Here is a 17,366-nt window from a genome sequence, read left to right as displayed (position 1 = left end):
ATATTAGCTGTTAATACCCCTATTCTATCTACTTTTTCATAGTGGAATATATAAAATAAAATATATCCAAAAATAAAACCAACTAAAGTAAAAATAATATTTAATTTTAATGATGAATTTTTAGCATAAAAAGCTGTAAAAAAACTAACTAAAAAGCACTCTAAAAATATATGCACAAAATATATACTCATTATTGTCCTTATTTTTGTATATTTTTTATAGAAAGCCTAAGCTTTCTATATTTTAAGTTTTATTTATCAGGTGTTCCTGTGTATTTGAATTTGTATTTAACGTTAAATGTATCAAACCACTCGCCAACACCTGTTTCTTTATCTACGTGGCGACCAAAACCTTGTTTTTCAGGATTATCAATTACAAATTCTAATTCATAATTACCAATTCCTGTATCCATTTTAATATTTGCACCATAGTGAGGACCATCATCAGCTACCATTGGCATAAGTTTTCCAACTTTTGTTTTACCATTATCAAGGTTAGTTAATTTATAGCCAATTGTAAGATATGGCATCCAAAAACCTTCAGGAAAACCATTTGGATTTTCTTTAAGAGCGTGAATGTCAGCTTCTAAGTGAATATCAGCTAAAGACGCTGCTAAATCAATACCTCTTGGTTCCATTTCAATTGGTTGAAGATACACAGCTGCTATTTCCATTCCGTGTAATTTATAGCTTTCTGCACCATCAATTGTAGGAATTTCAACTTCTCCTGCAAACACTGAAGACGCTAAAAAAGCACCTGCTACTAAACTAAGCAATGATTTTTTCATTGTTTCTCCTTTGATTTGATTTGCATATAAACAACTCCTCCTATTAATAGGACGAGGATTATTGCCTGTAAAATTAAGCTCTCATAATAAGGATATAATCCTAACCAAGTAATGCTTTCAAATTGCATTGGTATGAGATGTGGAGTTAAGACCTTGCCCTCAACAAGTTCCATAATCCCTTTGCCTGTAAAAGCAAAACACATATAAAAAATAATAATTGAGGTTATTAAGAAAAATTGTTTTATAGGAATTCTAATTGCACCAGCTTTAAGTAAGAAATATAAAACTACTAATATAACAATACCAAGAGCTAAACCACCTAAAACAGCACTAAGTCCAGCACTAGAACCAGAATCAATCAATAATGCTTGATAAAACAATATTGTTTCAGCACCTTCTCTAAATACTGCTAAAAACACGGTCCACCATAATGTTTTAGCACTGCCATTTGTAATAGCTAATCTTGCTTGCTCTTTTAAATTACTTGCATATTTTTTATTTCTTGCATTACTAAGTAGCCAAAAGCCAACATAAAATAATAAAACAACAGCAATTAGCATTGTTACACCTTCTATTAGCTCTCTACTTTGTCCTGAATTTTTAATAAAATATGAAACTATAAAAGCAGTGATAAACGATAAAACAACACCACTACCAAGTGCTGAATAAGCTATATTTAATCTGTCTTTATTACCACTTTGAATAATATATGAAATTATTGCAACTACTATTATTAAAGCTTCTAAACCTTCTCTTAAAATAATAGTAAGTGATGATATAAATAAAAACCAAACACTTGTATCATTGATTTTATCTAACTGACTTTCAATTAATTTATTTAACTCATCAAAATTAGCAATTAACTCATCTTTAGAAGCCTTACTTTTAATTAGTGCTGTTCCTTTAGTAAATTTTGCTTCTATTTCAAGCTTTATATTTGAATTAACAGCACCAATTTTACTCTCCATTCCTTTTGCTTCAAAAATATCTAAATATATATTTTGAAGAGCATCAATACTTGCTTTTTCTCCCATTGTTTCATAGTCTTGAACTATTTTATTTAAAGCTATTTTAATATCAGTTGCAACTTGAGTATAATCTACATTCTTAGTCTCATCAACATATCCAACTAATTTTAATTTATCTAAATTACTAGCATCTATTTTAGTCATTACATCAAATATAGAATCTAATATCTCTTCACTTCTAGCTCTCATATCGCTTTCAGTTACTTTTCCTTCGCGAATATCACTGCCAAAACTTCTTAACTTGCTTCTCATATTAAGATTTTTTGTTGCATTTATTAGAATTTCAATATTTGTATTTATATATATTTCTTCTCTTGCAACGCCAATTGTATCAGCTGCTTTTGTAAATTCTCCTTGCTTATTGTATTGAATAGCTTCGTCAAATTTCTCACTTAATAAATCATATACATATTGTAATTTTGGATCAATCGCAGCTGCTGCTTGAAGGTCTTCTAAACTATCATAAACTTCTTTTTGCATAGTTGGTTTTGTGATTTCTCCACTTGCTTCTTTGCTAAGATGGGCTAATTCTGCTGCTTTTTGTTCTTCACATTTAGTTTTTGCACTATTTTCATCTGCTCCAAACATCATCTCACCTTCAATACAAGTTTTTAATAAATTCTCTCTTGCATTCATTTCAGCTTTTGCTTTATCATAATTTGGATCAGACGCTACTGCAACTATTTTAAAGCCATTTTGTATAACTGGCGTTACTTCTTCTAAATCAAATATCAAACCATCTATTAAAGCTTCAATTTTGCCTATATTTTCTCCACGCCCATAATAACCACGAAGATTGGTAAATTTTCTCTCCATCAAATAGCCTTTTCTACCAATATTTCTTCCAATAGGACCTTCCATATTTTCAAAATGTTGAAAATAAGCTTCACTTGCAAGTTGTCTTGCAGTTTTTGCATCACCTTTTTTATAGGCTTCTAAACCTTTATTTAGCTTTTCTATAATTAAATCTTTTTCTTTGAAATAATCAACATCATCTCTAGCTATTAAAGATATACAAATAGCAAAAATAAGCAAAAATATTTTTTTCACAAGATAACCTTTATAATAATTTTACTCATTATTGTATGAGTTATAAATAAATAAAATCTAAATGATACTTATTATTTTTTTCATTATTATCAATTAGAATTAATGTTGATAAAAATAATTTATTCTTATTAACCATTTTTAATAATTCGCTCCTACAATTTCGCGACTTTTTTAAAAGGAGATAAAAATGAAAAAAGTATGTTTGTCATTAGTTGCCTTTATAGGCCTTAATTTATGTGCTGCTGAAATTCCTGCAGTTGATGTTTTAGATTGCAAAAGTGCTGAATGTATCAATGGCGCAAAAGCTGAAAAAATATTAGAAAAAAGTGAGCAAAAGGTAGTAGAAGAAGCAAAAGCTAAAGAAGAAGTGGTAAAACAAGTTAGCGATAAAGTAGAAGAAAAAAAAGAAGTAGTTAAAGAAGAAGTAAAACAAACAAAAGAAGAAATTAAAAAGGCAAAAAAAGAAGCTAAGAAAAATAAAAAAAGTAAAGAAGCTAAAAAATCAAAACACAACAAAAAAGAAAAAGTAGAAAACAAAAAATAATTTATACTTACGATTTAGCTAATGCTAAATCGTAAAATATTTAATTAAAAAATCCCAAAATATATGATTTTAAATTCTCAAAACCACTTATAAAAATTACAATAATTACAATAGGAATAAAATATTTTATATAATAAAACCAAGCTTTATAAAGTGGATTTTTAAGTTCATAATTATTGCTAATTTCTCTTAAAGCTTCATCTTTACCTAAAACAAAAGCAACATAAATTACACAAAGTAAAGCTGTAATTACAAATAAAATATTTCCACTAATAAAATCAAATGTATCAAAAATATTTCTTCCATAAATTAAAACATTATCAAGCACTCCATAACTTAATAAAGCAGGAATATTTCCTAATATAAAAATTCCACCTAAAACTAAATTAATCGCTGTATTTTTTGAGATTTTAAATTTTTCTTCTAATACAGAAATAATTACTTGATAAATAGGCAAACTCGTAGTAAGTGCAGCTGTTAATAATAAAACAAAAAACACTATAGCAAAGAAATCCCCAAAATGCATATGAGAAAACACTATTGGCAAGGTTTTAAATACTAATGATGGACCAGCATCAGGACTTAATCCAAAAGAAAATAAAGAAGGAAATATCATAAATCCTGCTAAAACCGCTACAAGAGTATTTACAATACCTGTAATAATTGCTGTTTTTAATAAATCCTCGCCTTTATCAAGGTAACTTGATAATGTAATCATAACCCCAAATCCAAGCGATAAAGCAAAAAATACTTGTCCTATAACATATAAAAATATACTAGGTGTAATCTTGCTAAAATCAGGATATAAATAAAACTTAATCCCTTCAATTGCCCCATCTAAAGTAACATTTCTAATAACCATAGCAATAAGACATAAAAACAAAAGCGGCATTAGATACTTAACAGAACGCTCAATTCCATCAATAACTCCACGCCTTAAAATAATCCAATTAATAAATACAAAAATAAATGTATAAATTCCTATCATTAAAGGGTCATTTTCTATATTTTTTTGATAATGTAAGCTAGTTTGCTCTGCTGTAATTACTGAAGTTAAATCAAGCCCGCCTAAATTAAACATAGACATAATAATATTTACAATATAGCTAATTACCCAAGCACCTAAAACCATATAATAAGCCATAATCGCATAGCTTCCAAATAGCCCTAAATACCCAACAAATTGCCATTTTTTACTAAAACAATCAACGCTATTTTTATGCATTCTTCTGCCTATTATATTTTCTACTAAGATAATAGGAACACCGACTAAAAACATAGCTATTATAAATAATAAAACATAAGCACCACCACCATTTTCTCCTACCATATAAGGAAATCTCCAAGTAGCTCCAAATCCAATAGTAGCACCTGCAACGGTTAAAATATATGTAAGTCTATTACTCCAAGTAAGTCGTTTCATAATGTATCCTTTTTTGAAAAAGGATACATTTTATACAAAAAATAATGATAATTTCAAGTTTTTTTTAAATAAATTTTACAAATAAAAATCCTAAAGCAACGCTTAAAGCAATCATTAAAACGCCTGGAATAAAGAAAGAATGGTTAAATACATACTTTCCTATCCTAGTAGTTTTTGTATCATCCATTCCAACCGCACCAAGTAATGTTGGGTAAGTTGGTAACACAAAGAGTGCTGAAACTGCTGCAAAAGAAGCGATGATTATTTTTGCGTTTTCTGGGTTTTCATTTAATGCAAGTGCAACAATTACTGATGGAACTATTGCTTTAGCAGTTGCTGCTTGAGAATATAAAAGCATACTAGCAAAGAAAAAGGCAAAAGCTAATAAGAATTGATATTGTTCTACTAAGCCTTTAGCAAATTCTTTTATTTCATTACTATGAGCGCTTACATAAGTATCTCCTAGCCACGCAACACCTAAAACACAAACGCAAGCATTCATACCGCTTTTAAATACACTTGTTTCAATGATTTTTGAAGTATTGATTTTAGTGCTTAATACAATAAAAGTAGCAATGCTAAGCATTACGCACATAATAGCACTATCTCTTGGAATAATTATCTCATCAGCTTTTAAGCCTGAAATATAAGTCGCATAACAAACAACAGCTAAAACGCCAATAACAAAAATCACAACGCTAGTCTTAGCACCTTTAATAATCTCTTTTTGAGTGCTTTGTTTTTTTGCTATTTCACCTTTTTTAAGTAATTCTTGATAATACTCATCAGAACTTAAATCAAGATTTGAAAACTTAGTTACTAAAAACGCACTAAGCATACAAGCTAAATAAGTGCTACCTATCCAAATACTTAATAATGTTAAATAAGAATACCCAAAAGGCTCAAGCACACCGCTAAGATAAACAACAGCTGCACTAACAGGACTTGCAGTAATTGCTATTTGACTTGATACAACTGCAAGGCTAAGTGGAGCTTTTGGTTTAATATTTTGCTCTTTTGCAACCTCAACAATTACTGGTATCATAGAAAACGCAGTATGCCCTGTCCCTGCTAAAATAGTTAAAAAATAAGTAATACTAGGAGCTAAATAATTGATTTTTTTAGGATTTTTCCTAAGTATTTTTTCAGCAATATGCACCAAATAATCAAGCCCGCCTGCTAATTGCATAGCCGAAATTGCTGCAATTACTGACATAATGATTAAAATTACCGAAGTTGGAATTTCGCCTGGTTTTATACCACACAAAATACCTAATAAAATAACTCCAATCCCACCAGTATAGCCAATCGCAATTCCACCAAGTCTAACACCTAAAAATATAGCTGCTAAAACTATGGCTAAATCCAAAAATCCAACAACATTCGCAAAAAGCAAAAAGCAAATCGCTACAACAATCCAAACATATTTGTTTTTCATTTTAACTCCTTTAAAATGCCAATTTTACACATAATTATTTTAATGTTTTATAAAAATTAAAAGATTTAAATTTTAAAGAATAATTAAAAAGAAAAATTAGGAATTTAAAATCAAATTCCTAATATAATTTAAAATAATTGCTTATGTTTTATAGCATTAGCCAATAAGCCAATAGTTGTGCCATTATGAGCAAATGCAGTAGCTGCTGGGCTTAATAAACCAAGTGTTGCAGCACCTAATATGAATGAATTAACCCATACCGTTGTGCTAAAGTTTTTATCAATTTTTTTCATAGTTTCATTAGCTATAACTTTTGCTTCTAAAATACAAGCAAAATCATCTCTTAGTAATCCAATATCAGCACTAGCTTTTGCTAAATCAGCACCTTTTTGCATAGAAATTCCAACATCAGCCTGAACTAACGACGGAGCGTCGTTTATACCATCGCCTATAAAGGCTACTTTTTTGCCTTGAGCTTTTAAACTAGCTAAAATATTTGCTTTATCTTGTGGTAAAAGCTCTGCATAAACCTTATCAATTCCAAGTTCTTTTGCAACTTCTAAAGCCCTACTTTCAATATCACCTGTTAGCATTACTAATTCTTTTACGCCGTTTTGCTTAAGCTTTGCTAAGACTTCTTTAGCATTGCTTCTAATTTCATCTTTCATAGCAATTACGCCTAATAATTCTTTAGATTTTGCTACATATAAAAGAGTTAAGCCTTTATCTAAAAGTTCTTTAATATTTGCATTAGCCCTAGAAAAATCAACACCTTCATCATCTTCTAAAAAGTGCCTTGAGCCAATTATTACTTCTTCATTATCAATGCTAGTTTTAACGCCGTGTGCTACTATAAACTCCACTTCTCCGTGATTAATATGAGAAAATCCACGCTCTTTAGCAGCCTTTACTATAGCTTCTGCAACAGGGTGAAAATAATGCTCTTCAGCACTTGCACTAAGATTTAGTAAGGTTTTTTCATCATATTTTGGACTAAATACATGAACGCTTTCAACTTTTAAATCCCCATAAGTTAATGTGCCTGTTTTATCAAATACAAAAGTATCAACCGAGCTTAAATTCTCTAAAGCAGTGCTACCTTTAAGCAATATCTGTCTTCTTCCTGCATAAGAAATAGCACTTTTAAATGCCACAGGAGTTGCTAATTTTAAAGCACAAGAATAATCAGCCTGAAGCACACTAGCCATCGCTGCACTTCCTTTATATAAATATGCAAGTCCAGCAAGTCCTAAAGTAACAGGCACTAAACTATCTGCTAATTTATAAGCTTTTTGCCCTATTTTTGATTTTTCTTCTAAGCAATCTTTCATATAATGTAAAATCTTAGCTGTTGATGTATTTTCTCCAACGCTTTCAGCCCATATTTTAATACGACCTTCAACCACCACGGTTCCACTTAAAACCCTATCTCCACGACTTTTAGTAACTGCTTGGGCTTCTCCTGTCATAGAAACTTGATTAATACTAGCAATCCCATCAACAATATAACCATCAACCGCTATATTATCTCCTTGAGATACCACTACAATATCCCCTACTACCAAATCTTTCGCACTTTTTTTAACAAGCTCTTGATTAACTTCTACCCAAGCGTGAGTTATTTGTGGTTTTGCTAGTTCTTTTATCAAATCATCACTTTTTGCCACTACGCTTTCTTCAATATATTCGCCAATATTTAGCATTAAATTAGTGCTATTTGCTGCTTTATAATCTTTTCTATATAAAGAAACTCCTACCGCTGCTGCTTCTAATACTTTTGAAGTTAAACCATTTTCAATAAGTTCTAAAGTTCCTTCTTTTAATAAAGGCAATGCAGTTGCACTAGAAACAAAACCATCATAAATAGGGCTTGTTTTATAGCTATTTGCTAAAGCTAAAATAGATGAATAAATCATAGCCTTACTTGGAGTTTCTTTTGCTTTTTTTAATTGCTTAATTTCATAAGTGCTAAAAAAATCTAATATTTTTTGAGCTAAATTATTATCAATTTCTTTTGAACTTGTAAAAACTAAGCTTTTTGAAGCATTATTAACACTTACAAAAACACCAGAAAAATTAAGATTAAACTCACTTACTAATAAATGATTATCGCTTAGATTATTAAGCGTATTTAGCCTAATTCTAAGACGATTTTTAGAGTGATGAATAACCTTACAATTATTCTTGCATTGAAGCTTTTGCATCTTCTACTTGCTCTTTAAATTCTTCAATAGCAGCACTAGCAAAACTTTGAATTTTTGCAACACCTTTTGCTAAAGTATCTTTTGCATCTTTATTACTTAATAAATAAGTAACCGCAGCACCAATTAAAATTCCTTTTACTAAAGGAGAGCCAAAAAGCCCTGTTCCTTGAGTTGTTAGCGAACTTAAAAAGCCTGTATTTTGATTGTTGTTTGCAGTATTATTTAAATTATTGTTTGAAACATTATTTAAATATGGATTATAAGAATAATTTTGATTGTTATATCCTTGATTAACATTGTAATTTTGATTATTATTTAAATATGGATTATTATTATTTGTCATTTTATTTTCTCCTAAAAATTGATTAATTAAAATTCCACTAATTCCAGAAACTATTGCGTTTTTATAATCTTTCCTAGCTATATCATTGCTTGTTTTAATTGCAAAATAGCTAGTAACTCCTACCTTTAAACTTGCTTTTAAATCTTGAGTTGTAAAAAAATTATTAAGACTAGAGCTTAATAAATGATCACTCGGAACTCTATTTGATGTAAGCATAATTTTTACTTCTTAGAGCTTTTTTTAGCTACTTCTTTCTCGCATTTGCAACAAGGTTTAAGTTTTGAGATTTTTAAAATTGCATTTTCTGTCATTTTTCCTGCACTTTTTGCAAAATCTTGAGAATTAAACTCACTTATACTTTTTTTAATACTATCTTTTTTATTATAAATTGTTACTGCAGCTACGCCTAATGCTGCACCTAATATGAATGGAATTGGCATGATAATCTTCCTTTATTTTAAAATATCTTTTAAAAAATTACTAACTAAAGAATCTACATTAAATTCATTAGTCGCAAGGCTTTTTCTTAAAGCCACCTGATACTCATTAACCGAACTAGCCCAAAGTCTAAAAATAAGGTCTTTTAGCTTTTCATCTTTGCAAACATTAGCCGCTATTTTATAAGCTTGAACGATTTCAAATTCTTTTGCTAAAAGTAGCAAATAAGCATCATTTAAACTGCACTCAACTAATAAAGCATTATTATCGCTAATTAATAATTGATTTAATTGCTTTTTTGCATTTAAAATATCTCTTAAAATACCATCATTAAAGCAATTAGCATAATACTCATATAATTTTATGCTAGTTAAATCTAGCTCAAAAGCTCTTCTTATATCGCTGTTTTCTAGTTCTTGCAAAAACTCTTGGTTTTCAAATCTTAGCTCAAGCAATGTTAAGCTCCTTTAAAGCTAGGTTAATCTCATCAATGTTTTTTGCATTGATTAAATTATCAAGGCTTTGTTTTGATATGATTTTATCATCATATAAAATAGTAACCTTGCCTAAGATTTTATTAACTTTAACTTCATTAATCCCTTTTAGATTAAAAACTTCATCAATGTTGTAGCTTTCTAAGTCTTTTAATTCTCTTATCTTGCTAGATATATCAAGTCTTAATCTACCACTTGTGTGATGAGTGATTGTAATGTATTCTAAAACTTCACTTAAAACCTTAGCTTTATCCATTAAAAATCCTTTCGTTTTCAAAAATGATTGTAGTCCCTAAAACTTAAAATAAAATAAAATATATAAGATAATGATAATCAAAAAGTGGCAAAAACTCAATATTTATGCTATTTTGCTAATCTTTTCTATATTAAATTACTAAGGAATTTTATGAAAAAATTATTTTTTATCTCATTTTTTACAACATTTTTGCTATCAAATAATCTAATAAATGGCAAAGTTGATATTAGCATTCAAAATCCAATAATTAGTAAAAGCGAAATCACTTACACAAAATATCCGATAAATAATAAAACCTTATTAATTTTAGCCCCAAATTATCGCGCAAGTGGTAAAACTTTAAATATTACTTTAGACAATCAAGAATATAGCCTTAAAGTGCTTGAAGGAGAATATAAAAAAGAGCAAATTAAACTTGCAAAGCCATCAATTATTAAGCCAAACAAAAAACTTCAAGAAAGAATTGCTAAAGAATACGATGAAGCAGTGAAAATCTATGCAAAAAGCACCGAAAAAGTATATATTAATAAGCCTTTCATAATCCCTTTAGATAGCGTTATTACAAGCCCTTTTGGAAGTGCTAGGGTGTTTGAAAACACTCTTAAGAGTTATCATTCAGGCACTGATTTTAGAGCAGCAATTGGAGTTAGCGTTCCAGCTAGTAATGATGGAGTAGTAGTTATTGCAAAAGATAGATATTATTCAGGTGGTAGCGTTGTGATTGACCATGGATACGGCGTTTATTCGCAATATTATCATTTAAGCAAGATTAATGTAAAAGTGGGTGATTTTGTAAAACAATCAGATATTATAGGACTTAGTGGAGATACTGGCAGGGTTAGTGGGCCTCATCTTCATTTTGGAATTGCTATAAAAGGCGTTAGTGTTGATCCACTTGATTTTGTAAATAAATTCAACGCAAAGGCTTTTAATTGATTTTTAGTAAATATTTTGATACTTGGAGTAAAGAGTATTATAAAAAAGGTGTAAAAGTTGGTAAAGATGGGGATTTTTATACAGCTGTTAGTGTTGGAGAGCTTTTTGGCTTTTTGTGTGCTAAAAGATTTATTTTTTTAGTTGATGAAAAGATTTTAAAACTACCTATTGATATAGTAGAAATCGGTGCAAATGAAGGGTATTTATTAAAAGATTTTTTAACATATTTAAAAGATAAACGCCCTGAAATTTATAAGCAAATTAATGTAAAAATCATAGAGCCACACGACAATCTAAGGGCTTTACAAAAAAAGAATTTGAATGTGGAATTTAAACATTATTATTTTGATGATTTTAGTAGTGATAATGCCTTTTTTATCGCGAATGAATTATTTGACGCTTTTGCTTGTGAGCTTTATGATAATCATAAATTTGGCTTCGTTGAAAATGGCAAAATAATCTTTAAAGAGCATAAAAATAGTTATGAATATTTACAAGATAAACTTGAAAAACGCTTGGAATTTTCTCCTATGATATATGATTTTTTAAGTGCTTTAGATAAGAAGTGTAAGGAATTTTATTTTTTAACATTTGATTATTTTTCTACATATTTAAATGATGAGTTTAGTTTAAGAATATTTAAAAACCATCAATTAATTGACCCATTTAACGCTAATTTAGAAGAATTATTTGCAAATTGTGATATTACTTGGAATGTAAATTATGATGAATTGTGCTTTTATTTTGATAAACTTAATCTAAAACATAGCTTTAAAAAACAATCAAGAGCTTTGATGGAATTTGGAGTAGATGAATTTAGCGATATTAAATACGCAAATGCCATTAAATATCTATTTTTTGGCTTTAGCGATAATTTTCATTGTTTAGAATTTAATAAAAACATTAAAGGAGATTAAAATGGATAAAACAAGTAAAGAATTAATAAAAGTTGATGCAAATACTATCAACGAATTAGAAAACGAGCTTTCAAGTTTGCTTAAAACTAGAAATCAAGAGTTAAAAGAACAAATTAAAAAATTAAGCGAAGAGCAAAATAAATTTGAATATCAATTAAATGATAAATTAAAGAAAATTGAAAAAGCTAAAAGCGAGATAAAACCTAAGTCTAACGCAGCATTAATTACTTTATTAAGTATATTAATAATACTTGTAGTAATTGATGTCGGGATTAGAATTTTTGCTAATTAATCTAGGAAATTCCTAGATTAAATATAATAATCATTGCAGTCTTTAAAATCGCAAAAAAGCACCGCATCAACGCCTATTAAAGCGGCTTTTTCAATATCGCTAGTATCTTTTATAAAAGATAAAATCTTGCTATCAAATAAATATTTTTCTGCTAAAAATACGCTGTCTTTTAAGATTTTAGCATTTGGGATAATGTATTCGCAAAGTGCTGCATTTGATTGCAAAACTTCACTTAAAGTATCGCAAAATATAGCTCTTTTAATATTTGGCTTTGCTAATATTTCTTCGCTAAATTTTACACAACTTACATTATTTACACTAAGTCCTAATTCAAATTCTAAAGCTGTAAATTGATTTTTTATATAATCTAATCCATAAATTAACATTATTTATCCTTAAGTGCATTTTCTAAAAACAATATTTCATTTATATAATTTTTTTGCAAATATTCTAAATTAATTGAGATTTGCTCTAATTCTTCTAAATTATAATCATTTAATTTTGCTAATAATTCATCGTAATCTAAGGCGAATTCAAAGCCTTTTGCAAAATTAATTTTAGTATTATTATAAATTAGTTCTAAGTCTTTTAAAATTGATATTTGATTTGATATTTTCTCTAGCATATTAATTAAAATTCTTTTTTATTTCATCTAATTCATCTTGGGTATATCCAGCCATAATTCTAGCGTTTTCATTCATATTTTTAATAGGTCTTATTAGGTGTTTGTATTCTAAGAGTAAATCACAAAAATTCTCATTTGTCCCACCTGCGTTTTTATACCATCTATCGCCTTTATTTACATGGCTTATTTCATCGTGCAAGATGATTTTTAAAACTTCTAATAATTTTGATTTTATTTGGTGTTTTGTGCTGCTTATTTTTTTAACCACAAAAGGATTAGCATCAAGCCCACAAGCTTCTAAATGCCTATGCACGACCCCCATTCTAACCTTAAAACTAGAATTAGTAGCTCTCATAGCGTCAAATAAATTAGTATGCACCCCAAAATCTCCGTATTTATATCCTAGCTCATTTAAAGCGTCGTTTAATAGACTAAAGTGTAAGCATTCTTCTTTAGCTATTTCTAAAAAATCACTCGCAAACAAAAGCCCACCGGTATGATAAAATCTATAAGCAGCATCTAACGCAAGGTCAATTGCTGAATATTCAATATGAGCTATTTGGTGCAAGGTCTTTGCTAAAGCATTATCAGAACTTAGTTCTTTTGGTCTTTTAATCCTTGTTGGGTGAATAATCTCAAGGCTTTTTGCATAACTTGGCTCTTCTAAAACTAAAGGCTCGTATTCATTATAAGCTAGGTTATTGCTTAAAAAATCATCGTAAAAATCATCAAATTTAGCTAATTTTTTAGCATAATCACTCTCGCTCAAAACATCAAATAAAGTATGCGAATAATCTTTCATATTAGTCCTTAAAGCTTATAAATGCGATTTTTTATTTTATAAAATCTTTGATAAAAACATAGTTTTACCAAAGATTATTAAAAAGAATTTAAATAAATACTATTTAAATTCTTTTATTTTTTGAATAATGCTATCTTTATTTTTTGAAATCATTGAGCTTTCTTTTCTTTCATTGCCATCATTATGCTTATAACTAAGCCAATTAAAACTACCAGTGATAATATAATCATCATCACAAATTAAAATTTTTTCATGAGAATTATCTTGATAGATTTTAAAGTTTTTATATTCTTGGATAAGCTCATTAAAAATTGTTAGCCCCTCATTATCAATAGATTCTTTATCATGTCTATTACGTTTTTCTATACCATATTTTATATGGATATTTACACCTTTTGATAATGCATTTTTAAAATCATTTAAATACTCTTTTAAAACAACGGCTCTTACCCAAGGGCTTTGAATGTAAATATCTTTTTTAGCATTATTTAAACTATATTTTAGATATTTTCCATGAGAACATTCATCTATCATTAAGCCTTCTTCAAAATTAATGCTTGATGTATATTTTTGAAATTTCTCACTATTTTCTTTACTTGCTTGATTTTCACGAACATTAAAATTATTTTGATCAATCAGTTCATCAAACATTCTTGAAATGTTTTCATCAGCTTTTAATTCATCACTTTGCATTGATAAAGCTATGATTTTTTCTTCACTTTCTTGATTTTTGTAAAAGCAACATAAATGTTTTTGATAAAATTTACCTATACTATTTAGCTCATTAATTTGATAAATTTCTCCATCTAAAACACCACCAAAACTTTTTAAGCTTTCAAAAATATTTTGCTTTAAAGTCTTATCATCTTTAAAAATTTCGTTTAAACATTCATTTCTTGGTCTTGATTTATTTTTAGGCATAATTTCAATCGTATCTTTTTGAATTTTATTTTCAAGCCTAATATCGCTTTCGCTAACTTCCAAAATATCTCCTAAAACGCCATCAAAAACTAAACATAAATCTTTTTCGGTTATTTTTTTACTTTTTATATCATTTAAATAATCTTTTGCTTTATTGCTTAAGGTTAAAAATTCATCTAAATATCCCTTAAAAGTAAGCTCAGCTAAAATCGTATTTAGCACATCTTTATCAAGGCATGTTATTGATTTTAAATTAGCTAAATGATTTTCTTTTAAAATTTTTAAAATCTTTAAAATTTCACTCTCTATTCTAGTTAATTCTTCACTTTCTTTAAAAATACAATTAGCTACGCATTTATAAACAGGATAAAAAACATACTTTATATCATAAAGCTCATAGTTTTTATCCTCACCAAAATACGCAAATTTATGCTGAATTAAATCTAAATCAATTTTCATATTCTTTCTCCTAGTGTTCTTATCTCATAATTGTTTTTATCCATATATTCAATGATTTCTTTAAATGGATTTATACCTTTATTTGTACTTGATTTGTATAAAAATTCAATATCTCCAACAATTAAAAGCAATTTTTTTGACCTTGATAACGATACATTTAGTCTTTTTTCATCTGCTATAAAATCAATTTTTGATTTTTTACCATCACCCGATCTAACACAATCATAAATAATAATATCCCTATCACTTCCTTGAAAACTATCAACCGTGCCTATATCAATTTCTAGTTTTTCATCTTTAAATGCTTTTACAATATTTTTTAAACTAATATCTAGATAATGCTTTTGGTCTTTATAAGGAGTTATTATTCCTATGCTTAGATTATTTTGTTTACAATGCTCTAACAAGTACTCTAATTCTTTTAAAATTACTTTTGCATTGCAACGATTAATTTTACCAGTGCATTTTTGCTCATCAGCTTTATTTTTTAACCTACTTGTATTAAGCCAAATCGCATTTGTTTTATAAAATGGAATATTATGCTGTTTTAATTCGTTTAATTCTTTTTTAGTTTTTAATTCTCCTTCATAAAATACATTACTATATAGATTGCAAATGCTCTCGTGTGCTCTATAATTATAAGTAAGTCTATGTTTTAAATTAGGAAATTTAGTATTGCTTTCATAAATTTGCTCAAACAAAGATGTAACAATCTCCTCTTTTGAATATTCCTCTAAATTATTTGCTACATCATCATCAATTATCGGTGCTAGTTGTTTATGATCTCCTACGAAAATAATTTTTCTAGCTTTTATACAAGGAACTAACAATTCACTCAAAGTTGCCCTTCCAGCCTCATCAACAATAACTAAATCAAAAACAATTTCTCTAAAATTGCTCCACGATGATATTCCAATAAGTGTGCCAAAAATTAATTTTATGTTTTTTATAAAAAACTTTTCAGTATCTGTATTTTTAACACTTTTTGAAGTAATAGTTTGAAGAGTTTGTTCAAAATTTGCTTGATAATTTTCATAACCTTCTAATTTATTCTCCTTTAAATCTTTTAAATTTTTATTAACTAAGGCATTGATAACTTTATTTGGAGTAAAACTTCTTGCAATTTCACTCATTTTGTTTTCATCATTGCCTATTCTTAAGATTTTTGGTTCATCTTTGCAAATCTTTTCTAGCACATTATCCACAGCTTGATTGCTTTGAGAGGTTATAAGCATTTTATAATTTGGATGAAGCTTTAAATAATGTTTTAAGATTTCAACAATTGTAGTAGTTTTGCCTGTGCCTGGAGGTCCTTGGATTAGTAAAATCTCACTACCATCTTGTAAACTTAAAGCTTTTTTAACAGCAAGTTGCTGATTTTCATCTAAATCTTTATTAAAAAATCTATCAATTTGAATTATTTCACTTTGTTTAAAGCTAATATCAGGATCACATAATTTATTTGCTAAATTATTTATATAAACATTACTTTTTTTAACTTCGTCTAAGGCTCTTTCTTTTTTCTTAAATACAATTTCTTCTGCTTGATAATCATAGTTAATGCTGTATTTAATAGGTACTTGATTTTTATCAATTTTTTTTAAATTAATTCCTTGATACTCATCTTCAAGGTTTATATCAAGTAAACCTTTAGAACTTTTGAATTTTTCTACAACTCCTTTTATTTCATCATCATTTTGAGAATTGTTTAATTTTTTAATGATAACCTTTTGATTTTGTTTAAAATGTTTCTCAAAATCATCTATCAAAAAGCAAACTTTATTATTTGAAATGCTATCAATTGTGCCTACTTGAGTTAATTTTTTGCTTTGAATAAACTCATTTTCAGCTTTTAATAAATCCTCTTCCATTTTGATAGATTTTACACTTGATTTTACCCCAGAATTTGAATTATGATTTTGAAGTTCGTTATATAAAGAATCTAAAGGAGTAAAGTTAGAATGAAGGTGTTCTGTATCTATTGTAGCTATAAATTCAACGCTAGATTTAAATAGCCCTTTTTTATAAACCTCATCAAGTTTTACTTGATTATCAAACATAATATTAAAGCAATATAAATAATTATTATTTTTTGTACTACAACAAAACACATATTCACCTAAAGCTATTTTGATTTCTTCTCTATTTTGTTTATCAATACTTAATAAAAAATAAGGTTTATTTTTATTTATATAACTTTGCAGATTATGTAATAGCTTATATTCCATTATGCACTTATTTTGTTTATCCATAAAATCTTTATAGCTATCAATTACTTTTTTTGAAAAATTAATTTCATATTTTTTAATAAAAGTTGAATTTTGCTTTAATAAATCTTCTTTTACTTCATAAAAATCTTTATAAATATCTGTATTTATATCAATATATTTTTTTGAAATAACTTTAAAA

At 27.8% G+C, this 17,366-nt stretch carries 18 protein-coding genes and 1 pseudogene; 4 read left to right on the top strand and 15 right to left on the bottom strand.

What is annotated here, in order from left to right; all coding sequences use genetic code 11:
- The 3 genes and pseudogenes from KJQ99_RS05155 to KJQ99_RS05145 all read right to left on the bottom strand — a co-directional run.
- Positions 1–191 (bottom strand): annotated as a pseudogene (locus tag KJQ99_RS05155) (hypothetical protein); the annotation flags it as partial.
- A 59-nt stretch (positions 192–250) separates the two neighbouring features.
- Positions 251–787, bottom strand: a complete 537-nt coding sequence (locus tag KJQ99_RS05150; RefSeq protein WP_214117805.1) for an iron transporter — start codon at positions 785–787, stop codon at positions 251–253.
- Positions 784–2,865, bottom strand: coding sequence for an FTR1 family iron permease (locus KJQ99_RS05145; protein WP_214117806.1), 2,082 nt, complete (start codon positions 2,863–2,865; stop codon positions 784–786). The genes KJQ99_RS05150 and KJQ99_RS05145 overlap by 4 nt, the downstream gene beginning before the upstream one ends.
- 187 nt (positions 2,866–3,052) lie before the next feature.
- Between KJQ99_RS05145 and KJQ99_RS05140 the strand changes: the two genes are divergently transcribed.
- On the top strand, positions 3,053–3,409 hold the full coding sequence (locus KJQ99_RS05140) for a hypothetical protein (RefSeq protein ID WP_214150187.1): 357 nt from the start codon (positions 3,053–3,055) through the stop codon (positions 3,407–3,409).
- A 40-nt stretch (positions 3,410–3,449) separates the two neighbouring features.
- On the opposite strand, the gene KJQ99_RS05135 is transcribed toward KJQ99_RS05140, so the two are convergent.
- The 7 genes from KJQ99_RS05135 to KJQ99_RS05105 form a co-directional block, all read right to left on the bottom strand.
- Positions 3,450–4,832 carry a sodium-dependent transporter gene (locus tag KJQ99_RS05135; RefSeq protein WP_214142724.1) on the bottom strand — a complete coding sequence of 461 codons (1,383 nt, stop codon included), beginning with the start codon at positions 4,830–4,832 and terminating at the stop codon, positions 3,450–3,452.
- 64 nt (positions 4,833–4,896) lie between these two features.
- A complete protein-coding gene (locus KJQ99_RS05130) occupies positions 4,897–6,270 on the bottom strand; it encodes an anaerobic C4-dicarboxylate transporter (RefSeq protein ID WP_214119515.1) in 1,374 nt (457 codons plus the stop codon).
- A 128-nt stretch (positions 6,271–6,398) separates the two neighbouring features.
- Entirely contained in the window at positions 6,399–8,474 is a 2,076-nt protein-coding gene (locus KJQ99_RS05125) for a heavy metal translocating P-type ATPase (RefSeq protein ID WP_214117810.1), read from the bottom strand.
- Positions 8,449–9,033, bottom strand: coding sequence for a YtxH domain-containing protein (locus tag KJQ99_RS05120; RefSeq protein WP_214117811.1), 585 nt, complete (start codon positions 9,031–9,033; stop codon positions 8,449–8,451). Before KJQ99_RS05120 ends, KJQ99_RS05125 begins: the two co-directional genes overlap by 26 nt.
- A gap of 5 nt (positions 9,034–9,038) precedes the next feature.
- On the bottom strand, positions 9,039–9,257 hold the full coding sequence (locus KJQ99_RS05115; protein WP_214117812.1) for a hypothetical protein: 219 nt from the start codon (positions 9,255–9,257) through the stop codon (positions 9,039–9,041).
- A 12-nt stretch (positions 9,258–9,269) separates the two neighbouring features.
- Entirely contained in the window at positions 9,270–9,710 is a 441-nt protein-coding gene (locus KJQ99_RS05110; RefSeq protein WP_214119510.1) for a hypothetical protein, read from the bottom strand.
- Positions 9,703–10,005 (bottom strand): HMA2 domain-containing protein, encoded by a 303-nt coding sequence (locus tag KJQ99_RS05105; RefSeq protein WP_214117814.1) that lies wholly within the window; start codon positions 10,003–10,005, stop codon positions 9,703–9,705. The genes KJQ99_RS05110 and KJQ99_RS05105 overlap by 8 nt, the downstream gene beginning before the upstream one ends.
- A 150-nt stretch (positions 10,006–10,155) precedes the next feature.
- Here KJQ99_RS05105 and pgp3 point away from each other — a divergent pair, with 150 nt between their 5' ends.
- Genes pgp3 through KJQ99_RS05090 form a run of 3 tightly spaced genes read left to right on the top strand, consistent with a single transcriptional unit; the run spans position 10,156 to position 12,150 of the window.
- Positions 10,156–10,941: a peptidoglycan metallopeptidase Pgp3 gene (gene pgp3, locus KJQ99_RS05100; RefSeq protein ID WP_214150186.1), complete on the top strand. Its 786-nt coding sequence runs from the start codon at positions 10,156–10,158 to the stop codon at positions 10,939–10,941.
- Complete coding sequence (locus KJQ99_RS05095; protein ID WP_214117816.1) at positions 10,938–11,858, top strand: SAM-dependent methyltransferase; 921 nt, start codon at positions 10,938–10,940, stop codon at positions 11,856–11,858. The genes pgp3 and KJQ99_RS05095 overlap by 4 nt, the downstream gene beginning before the upstream one ends.
- A gap of 1 nt (position 11,859) precedes the next feature.
- Positions 11,860–12,150, top strand: coding sequence for a hypothetical protein (locus KJQ99_RS05090; protein ID WP_214117817.1), 291 nt, complete (start codon positions 11,860–11,862; stop codon positions 12,148–12,150).
- Between the two features lie 17 nt (positions 12,151–12,167).
- Here the strand turns inward: KJQ99_RS05090 and KJQ99_RS05085 are convergent, their stop codons facing one another.
- From KJQ99_RS05085 to KJQ99_RS05065, 5 genes are all read right to left on the bottom strand, one after another.
- Entirely contained in the window at positions 12,168–12,536 is a 369-nt protein-coding gene (locus KJQ99_RS05085; RefSeq protein WP_214150185.1) for a hypothetical protein, read from the bottom strand.
- Complete coding sequence (locus tag KJQ99_RS05080) at positions 12,536–12,775, bottom strand: hypothetical protein (protein WP_214117819.1); 240 nt, start codon at positions 12,773–12,775, stop codon at positions 12,536–12,538. The genes KJQ99_RS05085 and KJQ99_RS05080 overlap by 1 nt, the downstream gene beginning before the upstream one ends.
- Before the next feature lies 1 nt (position 12,776).
- Entirely contained in the window at positions 12,777–13,577 is an 801-nt protein-coding gene (locus KJQ99_RS05075) for a ferritin-like domain-containing protein (RefSeq protein ID WP_214117820.1), read from the bottom strand.
- 99 nt (positions 13,578–13,676) lie between these two features.
- A complete protein-coding gene (locus tag KJQ99_RS05070) occupies positions 13,677–14,957 on the bottom strand; it encodes a phospholipase D-like domain-containing protein (protein ID WP_214150184.1) in 1,281 nt (426 codons plus the stop codon).
- Positions 14,954–17,366 (bottom strand): AAA domain-containing protein (locus KJQ99_RS05065; RefSeq protein ID WP_214150183.1); only part of this gene is annotated, 2,413 nt, incomplete at its 5' end. The genes KJQ99_RS05065 and KJQ99_RS05070, both read right to left, overlap by 4 nt.

It is taken from the genome of Campylobacter sp. 2018MI13 (genome assembly GCF_018501135.1).
Taxonomy (GTDB): domain Bacteria; phylum Campylobacterota; class Campylobacteria; order Campylobacterales; family Campylobacteraceae; genus Campylobacter_E.
The sequence above is the reverse complement of the archived record's forward strand: the minus strand, read 5'-3'. Positions and strand labels throughout refer to the sequence as shown.

Coding starts and splice junctions, on each gene's coding strand:
- KJQ99_RS05150 (WP_214117805.1), bottom strand. CDS start 787: ATGAAAAAATCATTGCTTAGTTTAGTAGCAGGTGCTTTTTTAGCGTCT.
- KJQ99_RS05140 (WP_214150187.1), top strand. CDS start 3,053: ATGAAAAAAGTATGTTTGTCATTAGTTGCCTTTATAGGCCTTAATTTA.
- KJQ99_RS05135 (WP_214142724.1), bottom strand. CDS start 4,832: ATGAAACGACTTACTTGGAGTAATAGACTTACATATATTTTAACCGTT.
- KJQ99_RS05130 (WP_214119515.1), bottom strand. CDS start 6,270: ATGAAAAACAAATATGTTTGGATTGTTGTAGCGATTTGCTTTTTGCTT.
- KJQ99_RS05125 (WP_214117810.1), bottom strand. CDS start 8,474: ATGCAAAAGCTTCAATGCAAGAATAATTGTAAGGTTATTCATCACTCT.
- KJQ99_RS05120 (WP_214117811.1), bottom strand. CDS start 9,033: ATGCTTACATCAAATAGAGTTCCGAGTGATCATTTATTAAGCTCTAGT.
- KJQ99_RS05115 (WP_214117812.1), bottom strand. CDS start 9,257: ATGCCAATTCCATTCATATTAGGTGCAGCATTAGGCGTAGCTGCAGTA.
- KJQ99_RS05105 (WP_214117814.1), bottom strand. CDS start 10,005: ATGGATAAAGCTAAGGTTTTAAGTGAAGTTTTAGAATACATTACAATC.
- pgp3 (WP_214150186.1), top strand. CDS start 10,156: ATGAAAAAATTATTTTTTATCTCATTTTTTACAACATTTTTGCTATCA.
- KJQ99_RS05090 (WP_214117817.1), top strand. CDS start 11,860: ATGGATAAAACAAGTAAAGAATTAATAAAAGTTGATGCAAATACTATC.
- KJQ99_RS05085 (WP_214150185.1), bottom strand. CDS start 12,536: ATGTTAATTTATGGATTAGATTATATAAAAAATCAATTTACAGCTTTA.
- KJQ99_RS05080 (WP_214117819.1), bottom strand. CDS start 12,775: ATGCTAGAGAAAATATCAAATCAAATATCAATTTTAAAAGACTTAGAA.
- KJQ99_RS05075 (WP_214117820.1), bottom strand. CDS start 13,577: ATGAAAGATTATTCGCATACTTTATTTGATGTTTTGAGCGAGAGTGAT.
- KJQ99_RS05070 (WP_214150184.1), bottom strand. CDS start 14,957: ATGAAAATTGATTTAGATTTAATTCAGCATAAATTTGCGTATTTTGGT.